We start from the raw sequence: 17,433 nt of genomic DNA, 5'->3' as shown, positions 1-17,433 counted from the left end.
GAAGTCATTTTTTTTACACGTAATTCCTACTATTTTCATATGAATAATAGAGAATCGAGGAGTGGACAGTACATGAACAACTACACAGTCATCAGACGTTGGACGGCAATTTTCCTGGTGCTTATGCTGGTGCTGGCTGGGTGCGGCTCCGTGGGAAAACCGGACAGCGGTTCGGCGGACACGCAAACGAGCGGTTCAACAGACCAGCAAACAGGCAGTGCGGACAAGAGCGGGAAAGTGATTCGGATCGGCTACCAAAAAGGAAATACGCTAAACATTTTAAAAGAGAGCCGCTTGCTGGAGAAAAGCCTGAAAGAGCAGGGCTATCAGGTGGAATGGAAAGTATTCGCATCAGGCGGTCCGCTGCTTGAAGCATTGTTCTCCGGCAGCATCGACTACGGACATGCGGCGGATGGCCCAGGCATCTTCGCACAAGCGAGCAACAAGCCGCTGGTTTACGTCGGAGCGGACTTGCCCAACCCAGAAGGAGTAGGAGTCATGGTTCTCAAAGACTCCGGGATCAAAAGCATCGCCAATCTGAAAGGCAAGAAAATCGCGGCGCTAAAAGGCGGCAATCACCACTATCTGGCGGTGCTGGCATTGGAAAAAGCGGGGTTGACTGCTGATGATGTCGAGTGGGTATACGTGAAAGACGCTTCCCAAGGACGCGCGGTGTTTGAAACGAAGCAGGTAGACGCGCTGGCTTCCTGGGATCCGTTCTTTGCCGGGGTGGAAACCGACCTGCAGACGGTAAACCTGACGGAAGGCATTGACTACCAGTACCCCAACCGGACCTTTTACTTCGCCAATGTGAAGTTTGCTGAGGAACACCCGGAATTGGTAAAAGCCATTTTGGAAGCAACCCAAAAATCGGATGAATGGGCAAACGAAAATAAACCGGAAGTGATCAAGCTGCTGTCTGAGATGCTGGGCATCGATCAAAAGGTGATGACAAGAGCGATTGAGCGCCGCCAGTACGGTGTGGAGAAAATCTCACCGGAAGTGATTCAAGCCCAACAGGTGCAGGCAGATGTCTTTTACCGCATCGGACTGATCCCGAAAAAGGTAAATGTAGCGGAAGTCATGCCGGTCGATGCGAAGTGGACACCGGAATTGAGTAAGTAAAGGCAGGGTGAAAAGCGTAATGAAAACGAAAGTTGTGCAACAGGCTTTGCCTTGGCTGCTTCCCCTTCTGCTCTTGGCGGGTTGGCAAGTTTGTTCTTCAATCGAACTCATTTCTTCGCAGTTGTTTCCATCGCCGGCGACCGTACTGTTGTCGGCCTGGAATCTGATTCTGACGGGGGAGCTGGCGTATCATATCGAAGCGAGTCTAAGCCGGGCGTTTATTGGAGGGTTGATTGGCGGGGGCATCGGTTTTATTCTGGGAATGCTGAACGGGTTGTCCAGAACGTCATTTCGATTGACGGATACGACCGTTCAGATGATTCGCACCATTCCCCATCTGGCGCTCGTTCCGCTTGTCATCATCTGGCTGGGCATTGATGAAGGCTCGAAGATTTTTTTGGTAGCACTAGGGGTGATGTTTCCCGTTTACATCAACACCTTGCACGGCATTCGTACGGTGGACGCCGGCTATATCGAAATGGGGCGCATGTACGGGCTGAAGGGTTATCAATTGTTTCGAGAGATTTTACTGCCGGGAGCGCTGCCATCGATCTTCGTGGGGATCCGCTACGCGCTGGGCGTCATGTGGCTGACGCTGATCATCGCGGAAACGATCGCCACAAACGAAGGGATCGGCTATTTGGCGACGAATGCCCGCGAATTCATGCAGACCGACATCATCATCATCAGCATCATTTTGTATGCCTTGCTTGGCAAGCTGGCAGATTTGCTGGCGCATTGGGGAGAGCGCCGGGCACTCCGCTGGCATCCCAGCTATAACATTCAAAACTGAGGAGGAAGCAGGATGAGCGGCAGCGCACTGGAGAGCAGAAAAGAAGAAACGGGTAAATCCCGGGGGGTTCATATTCACGTAAACCATGTCGTCAAAACATTTGGCGATAAAGAAGTATTGAAAGGCGTTGACCTGGCGATCGAGCCGGGGGAGTTTGTCGCCATCGTAGGGAAGAGCGGGAGCGGGAAAAGTACGCTGCTGCGCCTGATTGCGGGATTGGATGCGTTAACCGACGGACAATTGCTGTTTGACGGTGTGCCGGTAAAGGAATCGCAGTCCAAGGCGACCATGATGTACCAAGATTCGCGGCTGCTGCCGTGGAAGAAGGTAATTGAAAATGTCGGCTTGGGTCTGAAGGGTAATTGGCGGGAAAAGGCAGAACGAGTATTGGATGCGGTCGGCCTGCTGCCGTTTCAAAAAGAATGGCCCTCGACACTTTCAGGCGGGCAAAAGCAGCGCGTTGCACTCGCTCGAGCGCTGGTTCACGAGCCTTCACTGCTGCTGTTGGACGAACCGCTGAGCGCGCTGGATGCGTTAACGCGCCTGGAGATGCAAAATCTCATCGAAAGGATATGGCTCGACCTGGGCTTTACGGCTTTGCTTGTCACCCATGACGTCCGGGAGGCGGTGCGATTGGCAGACCGGATCATCTTAATCGAGGATGGGCAGATTGCACTGGACATTCCCAATCACGCAAAGCGGCCGCGGCAGCTTTCAGATATTTCCCTCGCCCTGCTGGAGAAAAACGTTGTGGAGCGGATCATGGGGGCTCCAGAGAGAGAATAGGACGGCCCAAACGGGAGCCAAGGGGTTCAATCCTTGGCTCTGTTTGGTGTTTCGGAATGCGATTGCAGTCAAAGAGCGCGGCAATTAAATTTTGAAAAGTTTATATTGACGCAATAGATTCATTTCTTGTAAACTTTCTAATGAACCGCCTTGTATGGTACATGGTACATACGCTATGCTGCATGGTACAAGATGGCAGAATCAAGATGGGGTGTTGTTATGGAGAAGTCGTTTCCTACGGAGTTGTCCATCGAGAGTATTCACACACAGGTGACCAACGCACTGCGGAAGTCGATTGTATCCGGGTATTTTCGTCCCGGGGAGAAGCTCTCGGAGACTTCGTTGGCGCAGTTGTTTGGCGTCAGCAGAACGCCTGTACGTGAGGCGCTTAAGCAATTGCAGCGGGAAGGGCTTGTCGAGGTCATCCCACGTGTCGGTACTTGTGTCACCAAACCTACTGAAAAGGAAATCAACGAGTTGTTTACGGTAAAGGAGGTGTTGGAGGGGGTGGCGGCCGCATTACTGTCCCGACGCGGAGATGTGCCGGAGCTGGTCGAGCTGGCGGAAGCGACAAAGGATCTGGAAGACGCCGTGCAAAAAGGAAATATCGACCTCTACGTGGACGCAAACGACCGTTTTCACGGTGCCATTATGAGGGGCTCCGACAATAAAAAATTGCAGGATTTGTTTCAAATGTCCAGCAATCAGCTGCCGTACAGCCGGTACGTGTACCTGACGCTTTCACAGCCGCAGCGGCTGAAAAAATCCTTGGATGAGCACCGCCAAATTTACGAGGCGATCAAGTCCGGCGAAGATCAAAAGGCAGAGAGGTTCATGCGGGAGCACGTCAGGGCAAGCGCCGACAAATTGAGAGAAGGGCTTGCCAAGAAACTGATTGAGATGGGATTTGCTGAATAGATCTGACAGAAATATTGAAACATTTTTGAGAGAACAATCGGAAAGGTGTGTGGATCGAATATGAAGTTTGGATTATTTGCCAACCTGGCCGGCCCTGGCCGTCACGAAACATTTTATAAAGCGATCGAGGAAGCGAGAGAGCAGGCGATCTTTTGTGATGCAGCCGGTTTTGATTCGATCTGGTACACGGAGCATCACTTCGGCCACGAAGGATACGAATTAATCCCCAACCCGATTTTGATGGGGGCAGATATCGCTGCGAGAACGAAGCGGATCCGCATCGGACAAGCCGCCAACATCATCACATTTTGGCACCCTCTGCGCCTCGCGGAAGATATCGCCCTCCTGGACCAGTTGAGCGGGGGACGGGTGGAAGTGGGAGTGGGACGCGGCCTTTACGGCCGTGAAGCGATGAACCTGAACCAGTTGTCCGACCCCAAGGATCAGGAGCAAAACAGAGCGCTGTTCGAAGAGACATTTGCCATTCTAAAGAAAGCGCTCTCAGAACGGTTCTTCTCCCATCAGGGACGTTTCTACCAGTTCCCGGCTCCGGGCCTGAAGTGGAATCATCCGCTTAGCCCGCAAACGGAAGAGTACATGGATATGGAAAAAGGCGAGATCACCAGGATGTCGATCATGCCGCCTCCCTACCAACGTCCGCTGCCGCCGCTCTGGCAGGTGATCGATACGCCCCGTTCGATCAAATGGGCCGCGCAGAACAACGTAAAAGGGATTTTCTGGATGCCGACCGTCAAAGAACTGAAGGGGCGGTTCGAACTGTACCGGCAAACCGCCGAAGAAGCCAGGGGCGTGCCGGTTCAACTGGGTGAGGATCTTGCTCTTGTACGCGACTGCTATATAGCCGAGACGATGGAAGAGGCCCGCCGGGACGCAGAGGAAGCCATCCTCCATACCTACCGCTGGATTTGTCATTGGCGCGGTCTGGGCAATCTGCTCGACCCGGGCGAAGAGCTACAACCGGGAACAGAGCTGAGCTTCGACTTCCTGCACCCGCGCAACCTCCTGGTCGGGACGCCGGACTACGTGGCAGAAAAGATTCTGGAATTGAAGGAAGAGTTGAATCTCCAAAACCTGTTGCTGTGGATGAATCACGGCAGCCTGCACCACAAAAAGATCATGCGCAGCCTGAAATTGTTCGCCGAAGAAGTCATGCCGCGAATCAACAAATAATCGAACGAACGAATTGCGTACAGGGAGGACACGACATGTTGGACATTAGAAAGGTGTATACCGCTTACGAGGAACTGCGCAGCGAAGGAGGCCGCGAGGTGAATCCGCCGATTGCCATGGCGGCCGTGGCGGCGGTGATCACGAACCCCTGGGCAGGCAGGGGATACGTGGAGAACCTGAAGCCGGAAATCGACGAGATCGCACCAAAACTGGGCGAGCTGCTGGTTGGGTACCTGTTTAAGCTGGTGGGTTCGGCAGACGATGTCGAAGCTTACGGAAAGGCAGCGAACGTCGGACTGAACGGGGAGCTGGAGCACGCCAATGCTCTGATCCATACATTGAAGTTCGGAAACAAGTTCCGGGATGCCGTCCACGGGACAAGCATTCTGCCCTTTTCCAGCAGGCGCGCAGGAGCAGGAAGCCTCGTAACGATCCCGATGGTTCACAAAACGGACGAATCCATGCGTTCGCACTACCTGACATTCGAATTCAACATCGGGGATGCTCCCCGCGAAGATGAAATGATTGTAGCCATCGGTGTTTCGACGGGAGGGCGACCGTTCCCGCGGATCGGCAATCGTCATCAGGACATGAAGGAAATGGGGCTAGTGTAACATGCCGTTTGCCGGTGAAGGAAACAGACTCACGTATTATGCGGAAGCGGGCAGCGGGTTTCCCCTTGTGCTGATTCACGGCGTCGGACTTGACCATACCATGTGGGAGCGGCAGGTGGACGAGCTGTCCCGACACTACCGGGTGATTCTCTACGACATGCTGGGACACGGGCGATCGGCCCGCCCCCCAGGACCGTACACACTGGCCCAGTTCGCAGATCAGCTGCAGATGTTAATCGACCGTCTGGATATCGCCAAGGCCCATATTCTCGGCTTTTCGATGGGGGGACTCGTGGCTGAAGCCTTTGCGCTGAAGGCCCCGAACAGATTGTCCGCCCTGGTCATCGCCAATTCGGTTGCCAAGCGGACACCCGAGCAGCGAAATGGCGTGCTCTCCCGTGTGGAAGAAGTCAGGGAAAAAGGGCATACGGCCACGATTGACGCTGCCCTGGAACGTTGGTTTACAGCGGCGTTTCGCAAGGATCGGGCGGACGTGGTCGAAGCGGTCAGAAGGCGCCTTGAGGAAAACGATCCGGCAGCTTACCTGGCAGCCTACACGGTATTTGCCAATGCAGATGCGGAGCTGTTCGACGAACTGCCGCAGATCGCGTGTCCGACTTTGATCGTCACCGGTGAAAAAGACAGCGGATCAACGCCAGAAATGGCGAGGATGCTGGGCAGGCAGATCAAGGATTCCAGCGTGGAAATCCTAATGGGCGGGAAACACATGATGCCTGTGGAACGGGCAGCCGAGTTTAACCGAATTCTGCTTTCGTTTTTGAAAAAACACGGATAACAAACAGGAGGCAGTATGGAAAACCAATTGAAACGATACCAAATGTACATCGATGGTCAATGGGTGGACTCCGCTTCCGGTGAAACCTTCACAAGCTTCAATCCGGCTACCGGCGAGCCGTGGTGCACGGTTCCCAAGGGGACGGCAGAGGATGTGGACCGGGCTGTCCGGGCTGCCTGCAAAGCGTTTGAAGATTCTGCCTGGGCCGGGATGACCTACACCCAGCGCGGCAAGCTGCTGCGCCGCCTGGGCGATCTGATTGCCGAGCGGGCCGAAGAACTGGCTGTATATGAAACATTGGACAACGGAAAACTCCTTCGCGAAATGCGCGGTCAGTTGAAGTACTTGCCGGAGTTTTACCACTATTTCGCAGGCCTGGCGGACAAGATTCACGGTGAAACGCTGCCCATTGACAAGCCGGACTTGTTCGTGTTCTCCACGCGGGAACCATTGGGCGTGGTCGCTGCGATCACTCCGTGGAACTCTCCGCTCTATTTGACGACGCTGAAACTGGCTCCGGCGCTTGCCGTCGGCAATACGATTGTGATCAAGCCTTCCGAGGTGACCTCCGCTTCCCTATTGGAACTGATGCGGCTGGTCGAGGAAGCCGGATTCCCGCCCGGTGTAGTGAACGTGGTGACCGGCTTTGGCAATCCTGTGGGAAGCGCGCTAACCTCTCACCCGCTGGTAAATCGCATTGCCTTTACCGGCGGTCCGGAGTCCGCCCGTCATGTGGTGCGCGGCTCTGCGGAGAATTTCGCCCGCGTCTCATTGGAGCTTGGCGGCAAGTCCCCCAACATCGTGTTTGAAGACGCTGATCCGTACAATGCCGCGATGGGGATTGTCGCGGGAATATTCGGGGCGGCGGGACAAAGCTGCGTCGCCGGTTCGCGGGCGTTTATCCACGCGGATGTGTACGACAAGGTGATGGAGCTGTTGGTCGGCAGAGCTTCGGACATCAAGATCGGCGATCCAATGGCCGGTGAAACCGAGATGGGGCCGCTTGCCATCCCCGGGCAGCTGCAGCGGGTGGAAGAGTATGTCCAGGCCGGACTGGATGAAGGCGCCAAGCTCGTGTTTGGCGGGAGACGTCCCGAGGGGCTGGGAAAAGGCTGGTACTATACGCCGACGATCTTTGAGGATGCAAGCAACCAAATGAAAATTGCCCAGGAAGAAATTTTTGGCCCGGTCCTGACCGTTATCCCGTTTCGCGGCGAAGAGGAAGTAGTCAAGCTGGCAAATGAGAGCAAGTACGGGCTTGCGGCAGGGATATGGACCAGCAATGTGGGGAAAGCACATCGGGTAGCCAAAGCCATCCGGGCCGGCATCGTCTGGGTCAACACGTATCGCAGCATTTCGCCGATCGCGCCGATCGGCGGGGTGAAGTTCAGCGGTTACGGCAGGGAGGGCGGCTGGGAGGCCATCTACGAATACACGCAGAGCAAGGTGGTTTGGGTAAATACCTCCACCGAACCGATGCCCGATCCGTTCATCATGAGATAACAAAAGTTGTCTTATTTATCAGAAATAGGGGGATTCTTATGAAAAAAACGGAAAAAGGCGCTTGTTCGCCAGGTTAGGGGCCGTTTCCTTGACGATGGCTTTGATCGCGGGATGCGGAAATTCCGGCAGTTCCTCTACTGAGGGTGGACAGCCGTCCGCACAAGGCAGCGGGGGTTCGGTTACCTTTGTCAGTTGGGGGGGAACGACCCAGGATGCCCAAATGAAGTACTGGGGGAAGCCTTTTGAAGAAGAGACAGGAATCAAGGTCGTGCAGGACGGCCCTACCGACTATGGCAAGTTCAAGGCGATGGTGGAAAGCGGCGACGTCAAATGGGACGTCGTAGACGTGGAAGGCGACTTTGCCTATCAGGCGGCTAAGGACGGTCTGTTGGAACCGCTGGATTTCTCGGTGATCAACAAAGGCGATCTCGACCCCGACTTCGTGTTTGATTACGGCGTAGGGAGCTTTGCCTACTCGTTTGTAAACGCCTACAATACCAGCAAAATCAAGGAAAAGCCGCAAGGGTGGAAGGATTTTTTCGATCAGACAGCATTCCCAGGCGATCGTACGGTCTACAAGTGGCCGACCGTCGGCGTGCTTGAAATGGCGCTGCTCGCCGACGGCGTCGAACCGTCCAAGCTGTATCCGCTCGATCTTGACCGCGCGTTCCGCAAGCTGGATGAGTTGAAGCCGTCGATCAAGTGGTGGCAGACGGGGGCGCAGTCCCAACAGTTGATGGCCAATGGCGAGGTGAGCATGGGTTATGTATGGAACGGTCGGATGTATTCGCTGATAAACGATGGGGCACCTGTCGAAATCGATTGGACGCAAAACATTCGGACAGGGGATTACCTGGTTGTTCCCAAAGGGGCCAAAAACAAGGAGGCAGCCATGAAGTTTATCGCCCACGCGGTAAGCGTCGATGCACAGGCGGGATTTGCCAATGAAACATCCTACGAACCGATTAACGTGAAATCGATGGGCCTGGTAGACAGCAAGCTCTTCCCGTACCTGCCCTCTCAACACAAAGAGTCGCAAGTGCTCTTGGACGTGGCTTACTGGGCGGAAAACAAAGACAAAGTGATCCAACAGTGGAACGCCTGGTTGCTGAAGTAAGCAGCAAACCATCGCGGAAACATCGCCGGCGTGGCGCTTGTCATAAGGATGGCAGCGCCACGCCGCCCTCAGCAGAAAGTGTCTCGGTACCCAAGACCTGAGGAGGAATGCAATGAGTATGCAAACAGTAAGCAGGAAGCGTATCCGCCTGGGAGCAACGCGGTCAAACAAGATGCTGCTTGTCATTCCGGCTGTTGGATTGCTTGCCCTGTTCTTTATCTATCCGATTGTCACCATCCTGTTGCGAAGTTTTAGCGAGCCGCAGTGGGGTCTGCAGAATTACGCCGCATTCTTTCGTGAATCGGCGTACCTCGGCTCGCTGGCCAACACGTTTAAAATTGCCGTTGCCGTGACACTTATCACGCTGGTGCTGGGCTATCTGGTCGCCTACGCGATGACGACGGTGGGGTCCAAAATGAGGAAGTTCATCCTGATCGCAGTGCTGATACCGTTTTGGACCAGTTTGCTGGTGCGAACCTACGCCTGGATGGTCCTGCTGCAAAGCGAAGGCATCATCAATCGTTCCCTGCTGTATCTCGGCATCATCCATGAGCCGCTGCAATTGATTCACAATTTTACGGGCGTCATCATCGGAATGGTATACACCATGCTGCCGTTTATGATTTTGCCGATCTATGCGACGATGGCCAGCATTGATCCGGGCTTGATGCGAGCGGGAGCGAATTTGGGGGCGCCGCCGGCTGTCGTGTTCACGCGGATCTTTATGCCGCTGACACTTCCCGGAGTAGGAGCCGGCTCGATCATGGTCTTTGTCATGACGATCGGTTATTACATTACACCGGCACTGCTTGGCGGTTCCAAGGACACCATGATCGGGCAGTTTATTGCAGAGCAAATCCAATCTCTCTTGAACTGGGGCATGGGAGCAACCGCAGCCGTGGTACTGGTCACAACGACGATGATTTTCTTTGTCTTCTATCTAAAAATCAACCGTTTGGAGAGGAGAGCTTCATGAAGAAGGGAGAAATCGCGTTGACCACGATACACGCCAAAGCCAAGGAACGTCCCCGCACCCGTCGCTCCGTAAGACAGGTAAAAGCGGGCCGTATCCTGCTCTACTTCGCTGTCGGTCTCATCGTGCTGTTTCTGCTGCTGCCGATCGTCATCATTCCCTTGCTGTCCTTTGGCTCCTCGCCGTGGCTTCAGTTCCCGCCTCCGTCGTGGACCCTCAAATGGTATGGAGAACTGTTCAGCTCCCCGGACTGGTGGGGACCGATTATGAACAGTGTGAAGGTAGGCATTTCCGTTGTCTTCCTATCGCAATTAATCGGGGTTCCGGTCAGTTACGCATTGGTGAGAGGAAAATTTCCGGGTCGGGACCTTTTAAACGGCCTATTGCTGATGCCGATGATCATGCCGTACATCATCTACGCGATTGCGGTCTACAGCCTGTTTCTCAAGCTTGGGATGAACGGAACACTGACCGGTCTGGTCATTACGCATACCGTCCTGGCCCTTCCCTACGTCGTGATTAATGTCTCCAACGCATTTCGGGCGGTGAGTCCGGCTGTGGAATACGCAGCGGCCAGCTGTGGTGCGGGGCCGTGGCAGACGTTTCGCTACGTGGTGCTGCCGCTCATTCGGCCCGGTGTGACTTCGGGTGCCGTGTTCGCGTTTGCGATCTCATGGGATGAAGTGATTACGTCGATGTTCGTGACAGACCCGCAAACGATAACGCTGCCCGTCAAGATATGGACGACACTGCGGCTGGATCTGTCCCCCGTCATCGCCGCACTTTCTACCATTATGATCGCACTCTCTACCATCATGCTGGTAGTCACAACGTCAAAAGGCTCCGCTGACGTGTTCGGCAGTCCTTCCGGCAAACGGGAGTAGAAAGGAGAAGCGCATGATGACAAGACAACAAGCGGAAGAAAATTACCTGCATATCGTAAACCTTCGCAAGGAGTACAAGGACTTCCTGGCAGTCGACGACGTTTCACTGCAGATTAAACGGGGGGAATTCATGACGCTCTTGGGTTCCAGCGGATCGGGCAAATCGACGACTTTGCTGGCGATTGCCGGATTTTTGGAGCCGACCTCCGGCGATATTTTGCAATCCGGACAAACTATTCTCGACAAACCCCCACATCAGCGAAATATCGGGATGGTGTTCCAACAGTACTCGCTGTTTCCGCACATGACCATCGCGGACAACATCGCGTTTCCCCTGAAAATGCGCAAGCTGGAGAAAAGCGAAATTCAGCGAAGAGTCAACGACATGCTGAAGCTGATCGAGCTGGACGGATTTGGGCAGCGCAGGCCGCAGGAGTTGTCCGGCGGTCAGCAGCAGCGGGTGGCTCTGGCGCGGGCACTGGTGTTTCAGCCCAATATCCTGTTGATGGACGAGCCGCTTGCTGCCCTGGACAAGAAGCTGCGGGAAACGATGCAGCTGGAGATACGGCGCCTGCACAGTCAGTTGGGATTGACGATCATTTACGTCACCCACGATCAGGAGGAAGCGCTGAAGATGAGCGATCGGATCGCCATTTTCAACAAAGGGCGGATCGAGCAATTGGGAACGCCGCTTGATCTGTACGACCATCCCCGCACTCGTTTCGTTGCGGAATTCCTCGGCGATTCCAACCTGTTTCCGGGCAGGGTGGCGGATCGGTCCGGCCCACAGACGGTGATCACGGATGCAAGCGGCCGGACTTTGTACGCATCAGCGAAACAAGACTGTGGTAAAGGTGACGAGGTTGTCCTGATGGTTCGGCCGGAAAAGGTGGAGATTGAGACAAACAGAGACAAGCTGACCTCCCCCAACTTCATGGAGGCAAAAGTCGTGGAGTCCGTTTTCCTCGGCGACAATTACAAGTACAAGCTGACATCGTCGGCCAACCAAACCATTATCGTAAAAAAGCAAATCCACATGGTCGGAGAGCGGATGCTGTCTGTCGGCGACCAGGTATACGTCACCTGGGATCCCGAAAACGCTATCGTTTTGGCCTCCTAGCCGCTGACAATCGGCAGCAGCCGAAGGAACAGCATCAAATAATCGAGGTGAATACGGATGAAATTGCTAGGAATTTCTGGTACAATCACCGGTTCCAAAACCGGGATTGTGGTACAAAACGTGTTGGAAGAGGTAAAGGCTAGCTTCCCTGAGACAGAGGTGGAGTACCTGGACCTAAAACAGTACGATGTGCAGTTTTGCGACGGCCGCGACCCGTCCAAATATGAAGGGGATACCAAGCGGGTCATTGACATTGTTTCCTCGGCTGATTTTTACCTGATCGGCACCCCTGTCTTCCAGGGATCGCTCAGCGGCGCGCTGAAAAACTTGTTCGACTTGGTGCCGGTGTCCGCATTCCGCCACAAGGTGATGGGATTTATCGCGACAGGGGGCACCTACCAACACTACCTGGTGATTGAAAACCAACTGAAACCAATTGCGGGGTACTTCCGCGCCTTTGTCGCGCCCGGTTACGTGTACGCCCACAACGATCACTTCCGGAACAATCAGATTGTTGATCCAGACGTACAGGAGCGCATTCGGGCACTGGCCCGCGAATTGGTGATGATGCAAAAGGGACTGAAGAGGGGCTAGTCGAAAGATCTGCATGCAAGGTATGGAGGGTTGTGCATGAAAACTGTGGAGATCCGTCGCAATACACTTGGCATGATCAAGGGATCCGTCACCCGGGGACGACAGGTTGCCAGGAAACTGGGATTTCCCACAGCCAATCTCCAGGTGGAAGCGATCGAAGGCGAGTTTCGGCTGGGGGTGTACGGCGTCATCGCCCGGTACCAGGGCAATCAATACGAAGGGGTCATGAACGCCGGCATCCGTCCCACCTTCACAGAGCTGCAGCCGGCCGTGCACTACGAAGTACACTTGTTGAACTTTGACCAATCGATCTACGGTGCCAGGCTGGAAGTGGATGTCTGCTTCTTTGTGCGTGATGAGATGAAATTTCCTCGCGCAGACCAGTTGACGCGGCAAATTGCAAAAGATGTACAAAACGTACAAAAGCGCTTTGAACTATTAAACTCGGCAGAGGACGAGGTGCATTTGACGGATTTTGCCTTTGGCAAGTTGTGTGAAGACGTCTACGGCATAAACCGGGGCGTCTACAACACGATTGAGACATCGCTTTACGCCAGAGGGTTGACACATATCACGAAGCGGAGGAAGGCTGTCCTTTCGTTTCTCGAATACCTGACATTCCAGAAGAGCGTGAAGCGGACGTCGCAGATCAAATTTGGAAACGGCGGGCTGACCGCCAATTTGCAGGAGTTTTGCCGGTCGTACCTTGGAGGATGTTAGACTGGAATAAAAACATCCGGTGGAAGGGGGAGGAAGATGGCGTACTATGCAGCCATCCTGCACATGCTTGACCCGGTAAAAAATCAGGAGGTCCGCTCCCGGCACATCGCGTATCTGGAGCAGCTGCAGCGGGCGGGAAAAGTATGGGGAAGAGGACCGTTTGCCGACGGTTCGGGCGGTTTGGTCGTGTATATTGCCGACAGTTGGGAAGAAGCGCGGCAGTTGGCGGAAAGCGATCCGCATGTACGGGAAGGATCCCGGAAGCTCGATCTTCGCGAGTGGCAGGCGATACTATAGAACAAAAAGCTCCTTATCTCAGCAGAGATAAGGAGCTTTTTCTCATGCAGGCGGGAAGAAGCAATCCCCTTGGGCAACCGGCAAAACATCATTTTAGACTTTTTTTAGAATTGGTTTACAGGCAGTTTAGGGTTGCAGGCTACGCTGAATACAGAAAGTTTTCCGGCAGGTGAAGGCTTTCTGAACCAATAATAACTTGTCATGGAGGGATTCACGATGAAAAAGAAGTGGATGGCGATGGGGACTGGCATCGGGGTCGGAGCCGTCATGCTGCTGGCCAGCGGCTTTACCGCGGCTGCAGGAAGCTCCGGGTATGACGTCTACAAAACCGCCCTGAAAAACAATCTGGCCGTTTCCAGCATCACCGGCCATCTGCATGTCACCATCACCGATAACGACGCGGAAATGTTGAAGGTCCAATCCAACGTCAAGGCTGATTTTATCCGGCATGCCGCAAGTGCAGCCATCCAGGCGGACAGCAGCGCTGGCGGCACGAAGGCTGTGAATGTCTATCGGCAGGAAGACAAGACGGTCGTCAAACCGGCAGACAGCGACGTGTACCGGGTCATGGAGGCGACTGGTAGAAAATAGCAGAACTATAACGAAAAACCGGCGATGACAGGGGAAGCGGAGAACGTAATCGACGCGTTGGTCGGACATCTGCGGGACCAAGTCACCTTGGAAGACGGCACGAACGGCGGCAAGCATGTATCCCTTCATCTGAGCGGTGAACAAGTGCCGGTCGCTGTCAATGCACTTGGCTCCTTCATCGTCAAAAAAGCATCCGGCATGGAACACGGCAGCGGCCAGCCGGACGGGGAGCACCCGCAAATCCCGGCTGCAGCGATCGGTCTGAAGCCGAACCTTCCGAAGCTGACAGATGAGATCAAAGTGCAGGAGATTGACCTCGACGCGGCCATCAATCGAGACAATTACATCGAGCATGAGACGGCGAAAATCGTGATCGTCGGCAAGGACGAAGCCGGGAAAAAAACACGAAGTCGCCGTTAACCTGGCAGTCGACTTGACCGATCTGAACCAGACCGTTCCAGACCGCGTCGACCTGAGCGGCAAGGAAATCGAAACCATTCCGGTCGACTCGATGAGGCATTGCAGCTGGCACTGACCCATTCACGGGCGGATAGCATTCGGAAAAGCTACCGATCCGCCCGGCCAATCAAGCGGGAAGGAGTGATGAGATGGAAGCCGTATTACAAGTACGGGAGCTGACAGCTTTACGTCGGAATCGCGCTGCAAGTCGCATCTCTCGTCGCGATCTTCCTGCTGTCGGCCTTCAAAACGTGGGGACAGCGCAAAAGAAAAACCGTGTGAAGCGTTCAGTGAATGGCAAACAGTCCGGGACATGAAGGCGACAAAAAAAGGATGGGGGTGCAAATTCCCATCCTTTTTCGCTTTATGGACGTTGATTAATATTTTTTCAGTACGATAACCGCGTTGTGGCCGCCGAACCCGAAGGAGTTGGATAGTCCGATTTGCAGATCTGCTTCTCTGGCGTGGTTGGGAACGTAATCGAGATCGCACTCCGGGTCGGGATGTTCCAGGTTGATTGTAGGCGGAATGACGCCATTCTGCAACGTTTTGACCAGGGCTACGGCTTCCACTCCGCCTGCTGCCCCGAGCATATGGCCAAACATCGATTTGTTGGAGCTGATCGGGAGGCGGTAAGCGTAATCGCCAAACAACTTTTTAATCGCCATGGTCTCCGAGCGGTCGCCGATTGGAGTACTGGTCGCATGGGCATTGATGTAATCGACGTCTTCCGGTGCTATCCCGGCGTCGTCGAGGGCTGCTTTCATCGCCCGGTATGCCCCCAGCCCCTCCGGATCGGTCGCTACCATGTGGTAGGCGTCAGAGGAGGCGCCATAGCCGATGACTTCCGCGTAGATGCGGGCTCCCCGCTTCTCAGCGTGTTCCAGCGATTCGAGAACGAGCACGCCTGCGCCTTCAGCCGCCACGAAACCGTCGCGCTGGGCATCGAACGGGCGGCTGGCGCGCTCTGGTTCGTCATTGCGAGTGGAGAGTGCCGTCGCATTGCCAAATCCGGCGATCGCCAAGTCCGTCACCGTCGATTCCGTGCCGCCGGCGACGACTATATCGGCGCCGCCGCGCTGGATCAGCTTGAACGCCTCACCGATCGCGTTGTTGCCGGTGGCGCAGGCCGTGACAGGTGCCAACGTCGGTCCCTTGATGCCATACAGAATGCTTACCTGAGCGGCCGCCATGTTGGGGATCATGACCGGAACCATCGTAGGACTTACACGGCCAGGGCCGCGGGTGAGCATGGTTCGGTAGTTCTCCAATAATGTTTGGATGCCGCCGATCCCGGAGCCGATGTAGACACCCGTGCGCTCTGCATTGTTTTCATCTATCTGGAGGGCTGCATCGTCGAGGGCCTGCTTGGCCGCAGCGACGGCAAATTGGCAAAACCGGTCCATCCTGCGGGCCTCGCGGCGGTCGATGTAAGCTTCCGGTTGGAAATCCCGGACCAGCCCGGCAAATTTGGTTTTATATTCAGTGGTATCGAAAGTGTCGATCAGAGTAATTCCCGATTTTCCGGCAACGAGGTTTTTCCAGAAGCTATCCACGTCATTTCCGATCGGGGTGATTACTCCGAGTCCAGTTATTACTACACGTGACATCTGTTTCCCCTCCATTGTATATAAAAATATACATTATCATGTCACAGACTTTATCATATTACAAGTTGTTGTCTATCATAGTATAATTAATAATAGAATAGGTCTCCGTCCAGATTGAGGTGAACGGGATTGAATAACGATGTACGCCTTTTGGCTCTGTCCGAGTTTTTAAAAACACACCGGGCAAAATTGAAACCGAATGAAGTGGGACTGCCGGCAGGCGGAAGAAGGCGCACGCCTGGACTTCGCAGGGAAGAGGTAGCCCAGCTCTCCGGGGTCAGTACAACCTGGTATACATGGCTTGAACAGGGGCGGGATATCAGCGTGTCTCCGCAGGTTTTGGACCGGATCGCGCATACGCTGCAGTTGAATGAGGACGAGCGGAAATACCTGTTCATGCTTGCGCACGGCCAAACGGCCTCCTCGGCAACAGCGGAAAGCCCTCCGGTGATGAGTGCCGCCACCAAACTGATTCTCAGCGAGTTTCGGCATTTTCCGACCATGGTCTCGGACCGGCGCTGCAATATCGTCGGTTGGAACGAAGCTGCGGCCCGGGTGTTCATGGATTTTTTATTGGTGCCGCCAGATGAGCGAAACATTATCTGGATCCTGTTTACCAGGAAGGAATTTAAAGCGCTGGCAGTTAACTGGAGCGATTTTGTCCGCGGCTTTCTGGCGATTTTCCGTTCTTATTACGGGCAGTATGTAGGCGACCCCTGGTATAATGAATTTATTGAAAAGATGGGTAAAGCAAATCCCGAGTTTCGAAACTTTTGGAATCACAACGATGTCAGCTCGGCACCGGAGGTATTCATCGAGTTTCGGCATGCCAAGGCGGGGAAAATGCTGTTTGACCTGACGTCGCTGTTGATTCAGGGACACAACGATTTGCGTTTAAGCGTGTACACGCCTTCTGCCGGCTCGGATACCGAAGAAAAAATGAGGCAGTTGATGCGCAAGCACGATTAGAGGGGCTGAATGTGTGGAGCAGAGAGTTGTCGGACAAACGAAATCGGCCGGATTTCAAGTTGGCGTAAGAAGGACCCTGCCTGTATCGCAGGAGAGGGCCTGGGAGCTGGTCGCCTCGGTAGAGGGGTTGCAGCCTGGTAAGGATACTCCCAAAAGCGGGCGATAAGACAACGATCAGTTTTCATCAGGAACATCTTGTAGACAAGCATGTGCGGGAAGAGATGAAAGAGTATTGGGAAGCAGTGTTGGAAGAGCTGGGCAAAAGAGCGCAGCAGGGCAATGACAAGTGAACATTGCGTCATACGTTCCCCATAGGGGGGCGGCTCTCAGCTAAAGAAGCAGGTCACAGAAGTAGATCACCCAGCTTGCTAGG

General features: G+C 54.4%; 20 protein-coding genes. 19 read left to right on the top strand and 1 reads right to left on the bottom strand.

What is annotated here, in order from left to right; all coding sequences use genetic code 11:
* Positions 1-72: 72 nt before the first annotated feature.
* The 17 genes from HGBM_RS19030 to HGBM_RS18950 all read left to right on the top strand — a co-directional run bounded on the left by HGBM_RS19030 (position 73) and on the right by HGBM_RS18950 (position 14,442).
* Entirely contained in the window at positions 73-1,125 is a 1,053-nt protein-coding gene (locus tag HGBM_RS19030) for a sulfonate ABC transporter substrate-binding protein (protein ID WP_019122671.1), read from the top strand.
* A 19-nt stretch (positions 1,126-1,144) separates the two neighbouring features.
* The gene (locus tag HGBM_RS19025) at positions 1,145-1,918 is read left to right on the top strand and encodes an ABC transporter permease subunit (RefSeq protein WP_019122670.1); all 774 of its coding nucleotides are present in this window, start codon (positions 1,145-1,147) and stop codon (positions 1,916-1,918) included.
* Between the two features lie 12 nt (positions 1,919-1,930).
* Positions 1,931-2,704 (top strand): ATP-binding cassette domain-containing protein, encoded by a 774-nt coding sequence (locus HGBM_RS19020; protein ID WP_019122669.1) that lies wholly within the window; start codon positions 1,931-1,933, stop codon positions 2,702-2,704.
* Positions 2,705-2,923: 219 nt separating this feature from the next.
* Positions 2,924-3,622, top strand: a complete 699-nt coding sequence (locus HGBM_RS32145) for a GntR family transcriptional regulator (protein WP_019122668.1) — start codon at positions 2,924-2,926, stop codon at positions 3,620-3,622.
* A 60-nt stretch (positions 3,623-3,682) separates the two neighbouring features.
* The gene (locus tag HGBM_RS19010) at positions 3,683-4,813 is read left to right on the top strand and encodes an LLM class flavin-dependent oxidoreductase (RefSeq protein ID WP_019122667.1); all 1,131 of its coding nucleotides are present in this window, start codon (positions 3,683-3,685) and stop codon (positions 4,811-4,813) included.
* A 35-nt stretch (positions 4,814-4,848) separates the two neighbouring features.
* The gene (locus HGBM_RS19005; protein WP_019122666.1) at positions 4,849-5,427 is read left to right on the top strand and encodes an amino acid synthesis family protein; all 579 of its coding nucleotides are present in this window, start codon (positions 4,849-4,851) and stop codon (positions 5,425-5,427) included.
* Position 5,428: 1 nt separating this feature from the next.
* A complete protein-coding gene (locus HGBM_RS19000; RefSeq protein WP_019122665.1) occupies positions 5,429-6,223 on the top strand; it encodes an alpha/beta fold hydrolase in 795 nt (264 codons plus the stop codon).
* A 15-nt stretch (positions 6,224-6,238) separates the two neighbouring features.
* Entirely contained in the window at positions 6,239-7,726 is a 1,488-nt protein-coding gene (locus HGBM_RS18995) for an aldehyde dehydrogenase (protein ID WP_019122664.1), read from the top strand.
* Positions 7,727-7,820: 94 nt separating this feature from the next.
* Positions 7,821-8,843, top strand: coding sequence for an ABC transporter substrate-binding protein (locus tag HGBM_RS18990; RefSeq protein ID WP_081590248.1), 1,023 nt, complete (start codon positions 7,821-7,823; stop codon positions 8,841-8,843).
* Between the two features lie 112 nt (positions 8,844-8,955).
* Positions 8,956-9,819, top strand: coding sequence for an ABC transporter permease (locus tag HGBM_RS18985; RefSeq protein WP_019122662.1), 864 nt, complete (start codon positions 8,956-8,958; stop codon positions 9,817-9,819).
* A complete protein-coding gene (locus HGBM_RS28005; RefSeq protein WP_019122661.1) occupies positions 9,816-10,700 on the top strand; it encodes an ABC transporter permease in 885 nt (294 codons plus the stop codon). Before HGBM_RS18985 ends, HGBM_RS28005 begins: the two co-directional genes overlap by 4 nt.
* Positions 10,701-10,716: 16 nt before the next feature.
* Positions 10,717-11,820, top strand: coding sequence for an ABC transporter ATP-binding protein (locus HGBM_RS18975; protein ID WP_019122660.1), 1,104 nt, complete (start codon positions 10,717-10,719; stop codon positions 11,818-11,820).
* A 57-nt stretch (positions 11,821-11,877) separates the two neighbouring features.
* Complete coding sequence (locus tag HGBM_RS18970) at positions 11,878-12,414, top strand: NADPH-dependent FMN reductase (protein ID WP_019122659.1); 537 nt, start codon at positions 11,878-11,880, stop codon at positions 12,412-12,414.
* Between the two features lie 36 nt (positions 12,415-12,450).
* Positions 12,451-13,134, top strand: a complete 684-nt coding sequence (locus HGBM_RS28000) for a riboflavin kinase (RefSeq protein ID WP_019122658.1) — start codon at positions 12,451-12,453, stop codon at positions 13,132-13,134.
* Positions 13,135-13,170: 36 nt separating this feature from the next.
* Entirely contained in the window at positions 13,171-13,431 is a 261-nt protein-coding gene (locus tag HGBM_RS18960) for a YciI family protein (RefSeq protein WP_019122657.1), read from the top strand.
* 216 nt (positions 13,432-13,647) lie between these two features.
* Positions 13,648-14,022 carry a hypothetical protein gene (locus HGBM_RS18955; protein ID WP_019122656.1) on the top strand — a complete coding sequence of 125 codons (375 nt, stop codon included), beginning with the start codon at positions 13,648-13,650 and terminating at the stop codon, positions 14,020-14,022.
* 24 nt (positions 14,023-14,046) lie between these two features.
* A complete protein-coding gene (locus tag HGBM_RS18950) occupies positions 14,047-14,442 on the top strand; it encodes a hypothetical protein (protein WP_019122655.1) in 396 nt (131 codons plus the stop codon).
* Between the two features lie 416 nt (positions 14,443-14,858).
* Here HGBM_RS18950 and fabF read toward each other — a convergent pair whose 3' ends face one another.
* Positions 14,859-16,091, bottom strand: coding sequence for a beta-ketoacyl-ACP synthase II (fabF, locus tag HGBM_RS18945; RefSeq protein ID WP_019122654.1), 1,233 nt, complete (start codon positions 16,089-16,091; stop codon positions 14,859-14,861).
* A 129-nt stretch (positions 16,092-16,220) separates the two neighbouring features.
* On the opposite strand from fabF, the gene HGBM_RS18940 reads away from it, so the two are divergent.
* Positions 16,221-17,060 carry a helix-turn-helix transcriptional regulator gene (locus HGBM_RS18940; protein ID WP_019122653.1) on the top strand — a complete coding sequence of 280 codons (840 nt, stop codon included), beginning with the start codon at positions 16,221-16,223 and terminating at the stop codon, positions 17,058-17,060.
* Between the two features lie 13 nt (positions 17,061-17,073).
* Positions 17,074-17,226, top strand: coding sequence for a hypothetical protein (locus tag HGBM_RS32305; RefSeq protein WP_315969970.1), 153 nt, complete (start codon positions 17,074-17,076; stop codon positions 17,224-17,226).
* The last annotated feature ends 207 nt before the right edge of the window (positions 17,227-17,433 follow it).

This window comes from Brevibacillus massiliensis, from assembly GCF_000311785.1.
Lineage (GTDB): Bacteria > Bacillota > Bacilli > Brevibacillales > Brevibacillaceae > Brevibacillus_C > Brevibacillus_C massiliensis.
Note: the sequence above shows the minus strand (reverse complement) of the source record. Positions and strands in the feature narration are given on the sequence as shown.

Bases quoted from the DNA above. Each gene is read 5' to 3' on its own strand.
- HGBM_RS19030 (WP_019122671.1), top strand. From the start codon at position 73: ATGAACAACTACACAGTCATCAGACGTTGGACGGCAATTTTCCTGGTG.
- HGBM_RS19025 (WP_019122670.1), top strand. From the start codon at position 1,145: ATGAAAACGAAAGTTGTGCAACAGGCTTTGCCTTGGCTGCTTCCCCTT.
- HGBM_RS19020 (WP_019122669.1), top strand. From the start codon at position 1,931: ATGAGCGGCAGCGCACTGGAGAGCAGAAAAGAAGAAACGGGTAAATCC.
- HGBM_RS32145 (WP_019122668.1), top strand. From the start codon at position 2,924: ATGGAGAAGTCGTTTCCTACGGAGTTGTCCATCGAGAGTATTCACACA.
- HGBM_RS19010 (WP_019122667.1), top strand. From the start codon at position 3,683: ATGAAGTTTGGATTATTTGCCAACCTGGCCGGCCCTGGCCGTCACGAA.
- HGBM_RS19005 (WP_019122666.1), top strand. From the start codon at position 4,849: ATGTTGGACATTAGAAAGGTGTATACCGCTTACGAGGAACTGCGCAGC.
- HGBM_RS19000 (WP_019122665.1), top strand. From the start codon at position 5,429: ATGCCGTTTGCCGGTGAAGGAAACAGACTCACGTATTATGCGGAAGCG.
- HGBM_RS18995 (WP_019122664.1), top strand. From the start codon at position 6,239: ATGGAAAACCAATTGAAACGATACCAAATGTACATCGATGGTCAATGG.
- HGBM_RS18990 (WP_081590248.1), top strand. From the start codon at position 7,821: ATGGCTTTGATCGCGGGATGCGGAAATTCCGGCAGTTCCTCTACTGAG.
- HGBM_RS18985 (WP_019122662.1), top strand. From the start codon at position 8,956: ATGAGTATGCAAACAGTAAGCAGGAAGCGTATCCGCCTGGGAGCAACG.
- HGBM_RS28005 (WP_019122661.1), top strand. From the start codon at position 9,816: ATGAAGAAGGGAGAAATCGCGTTGACCACGATACACGCCAAAGCCAAG.
- HGBM_RS18975 (WP_019122660.1), top strand. From the start codon at position 10,717: ATGACAAGACAACAAGCGGAAGAAAATTACCTGCATATCGTAAACCTT.
- HGBM_RS18970 (WP_019122659.1), top strand. From the start codon at position 11,878: ATGAAATTGCTAGGAATTTCTGGTACAATCACCGGTTCCAAAACCGGG.
- HGBM_RS28000 (WP_019122658.1), top strand. From the start codon at position 12,451: ATGAAAACTGTGGAGATCCGTCGCAATACACTTGGCATGATCAAGGGA.
- HGBM_RS18960 (WP_019122657.1), top strand. From the start codon at position 13,171: ATGGCGTACTATGCAGCCATCCTGCACATGCTTGACCCGGTAAAAAAT.
- HGBM_RS18955 (WP_019122656.1), top strand. From the start codon at position 13,648: ATGAAAAAGAAGTGGATGGCGATGGGGACTGGCATCGGGGTCGGAGCC.
- HGBM_RS18950 (WP_019122655.1), top strand. From the start codon at position 14,047: ATGACAGGGGAAGCGGAGAACGTAATCGACGCGTTGGTCGGACATCTG.
- fabF (WP_019122654.1), bottom strand. From the start codon at position 16,091: ATGTCACGTGTAGTAATAACTGGACTCGGAGTAATCACCCCGATCGGA.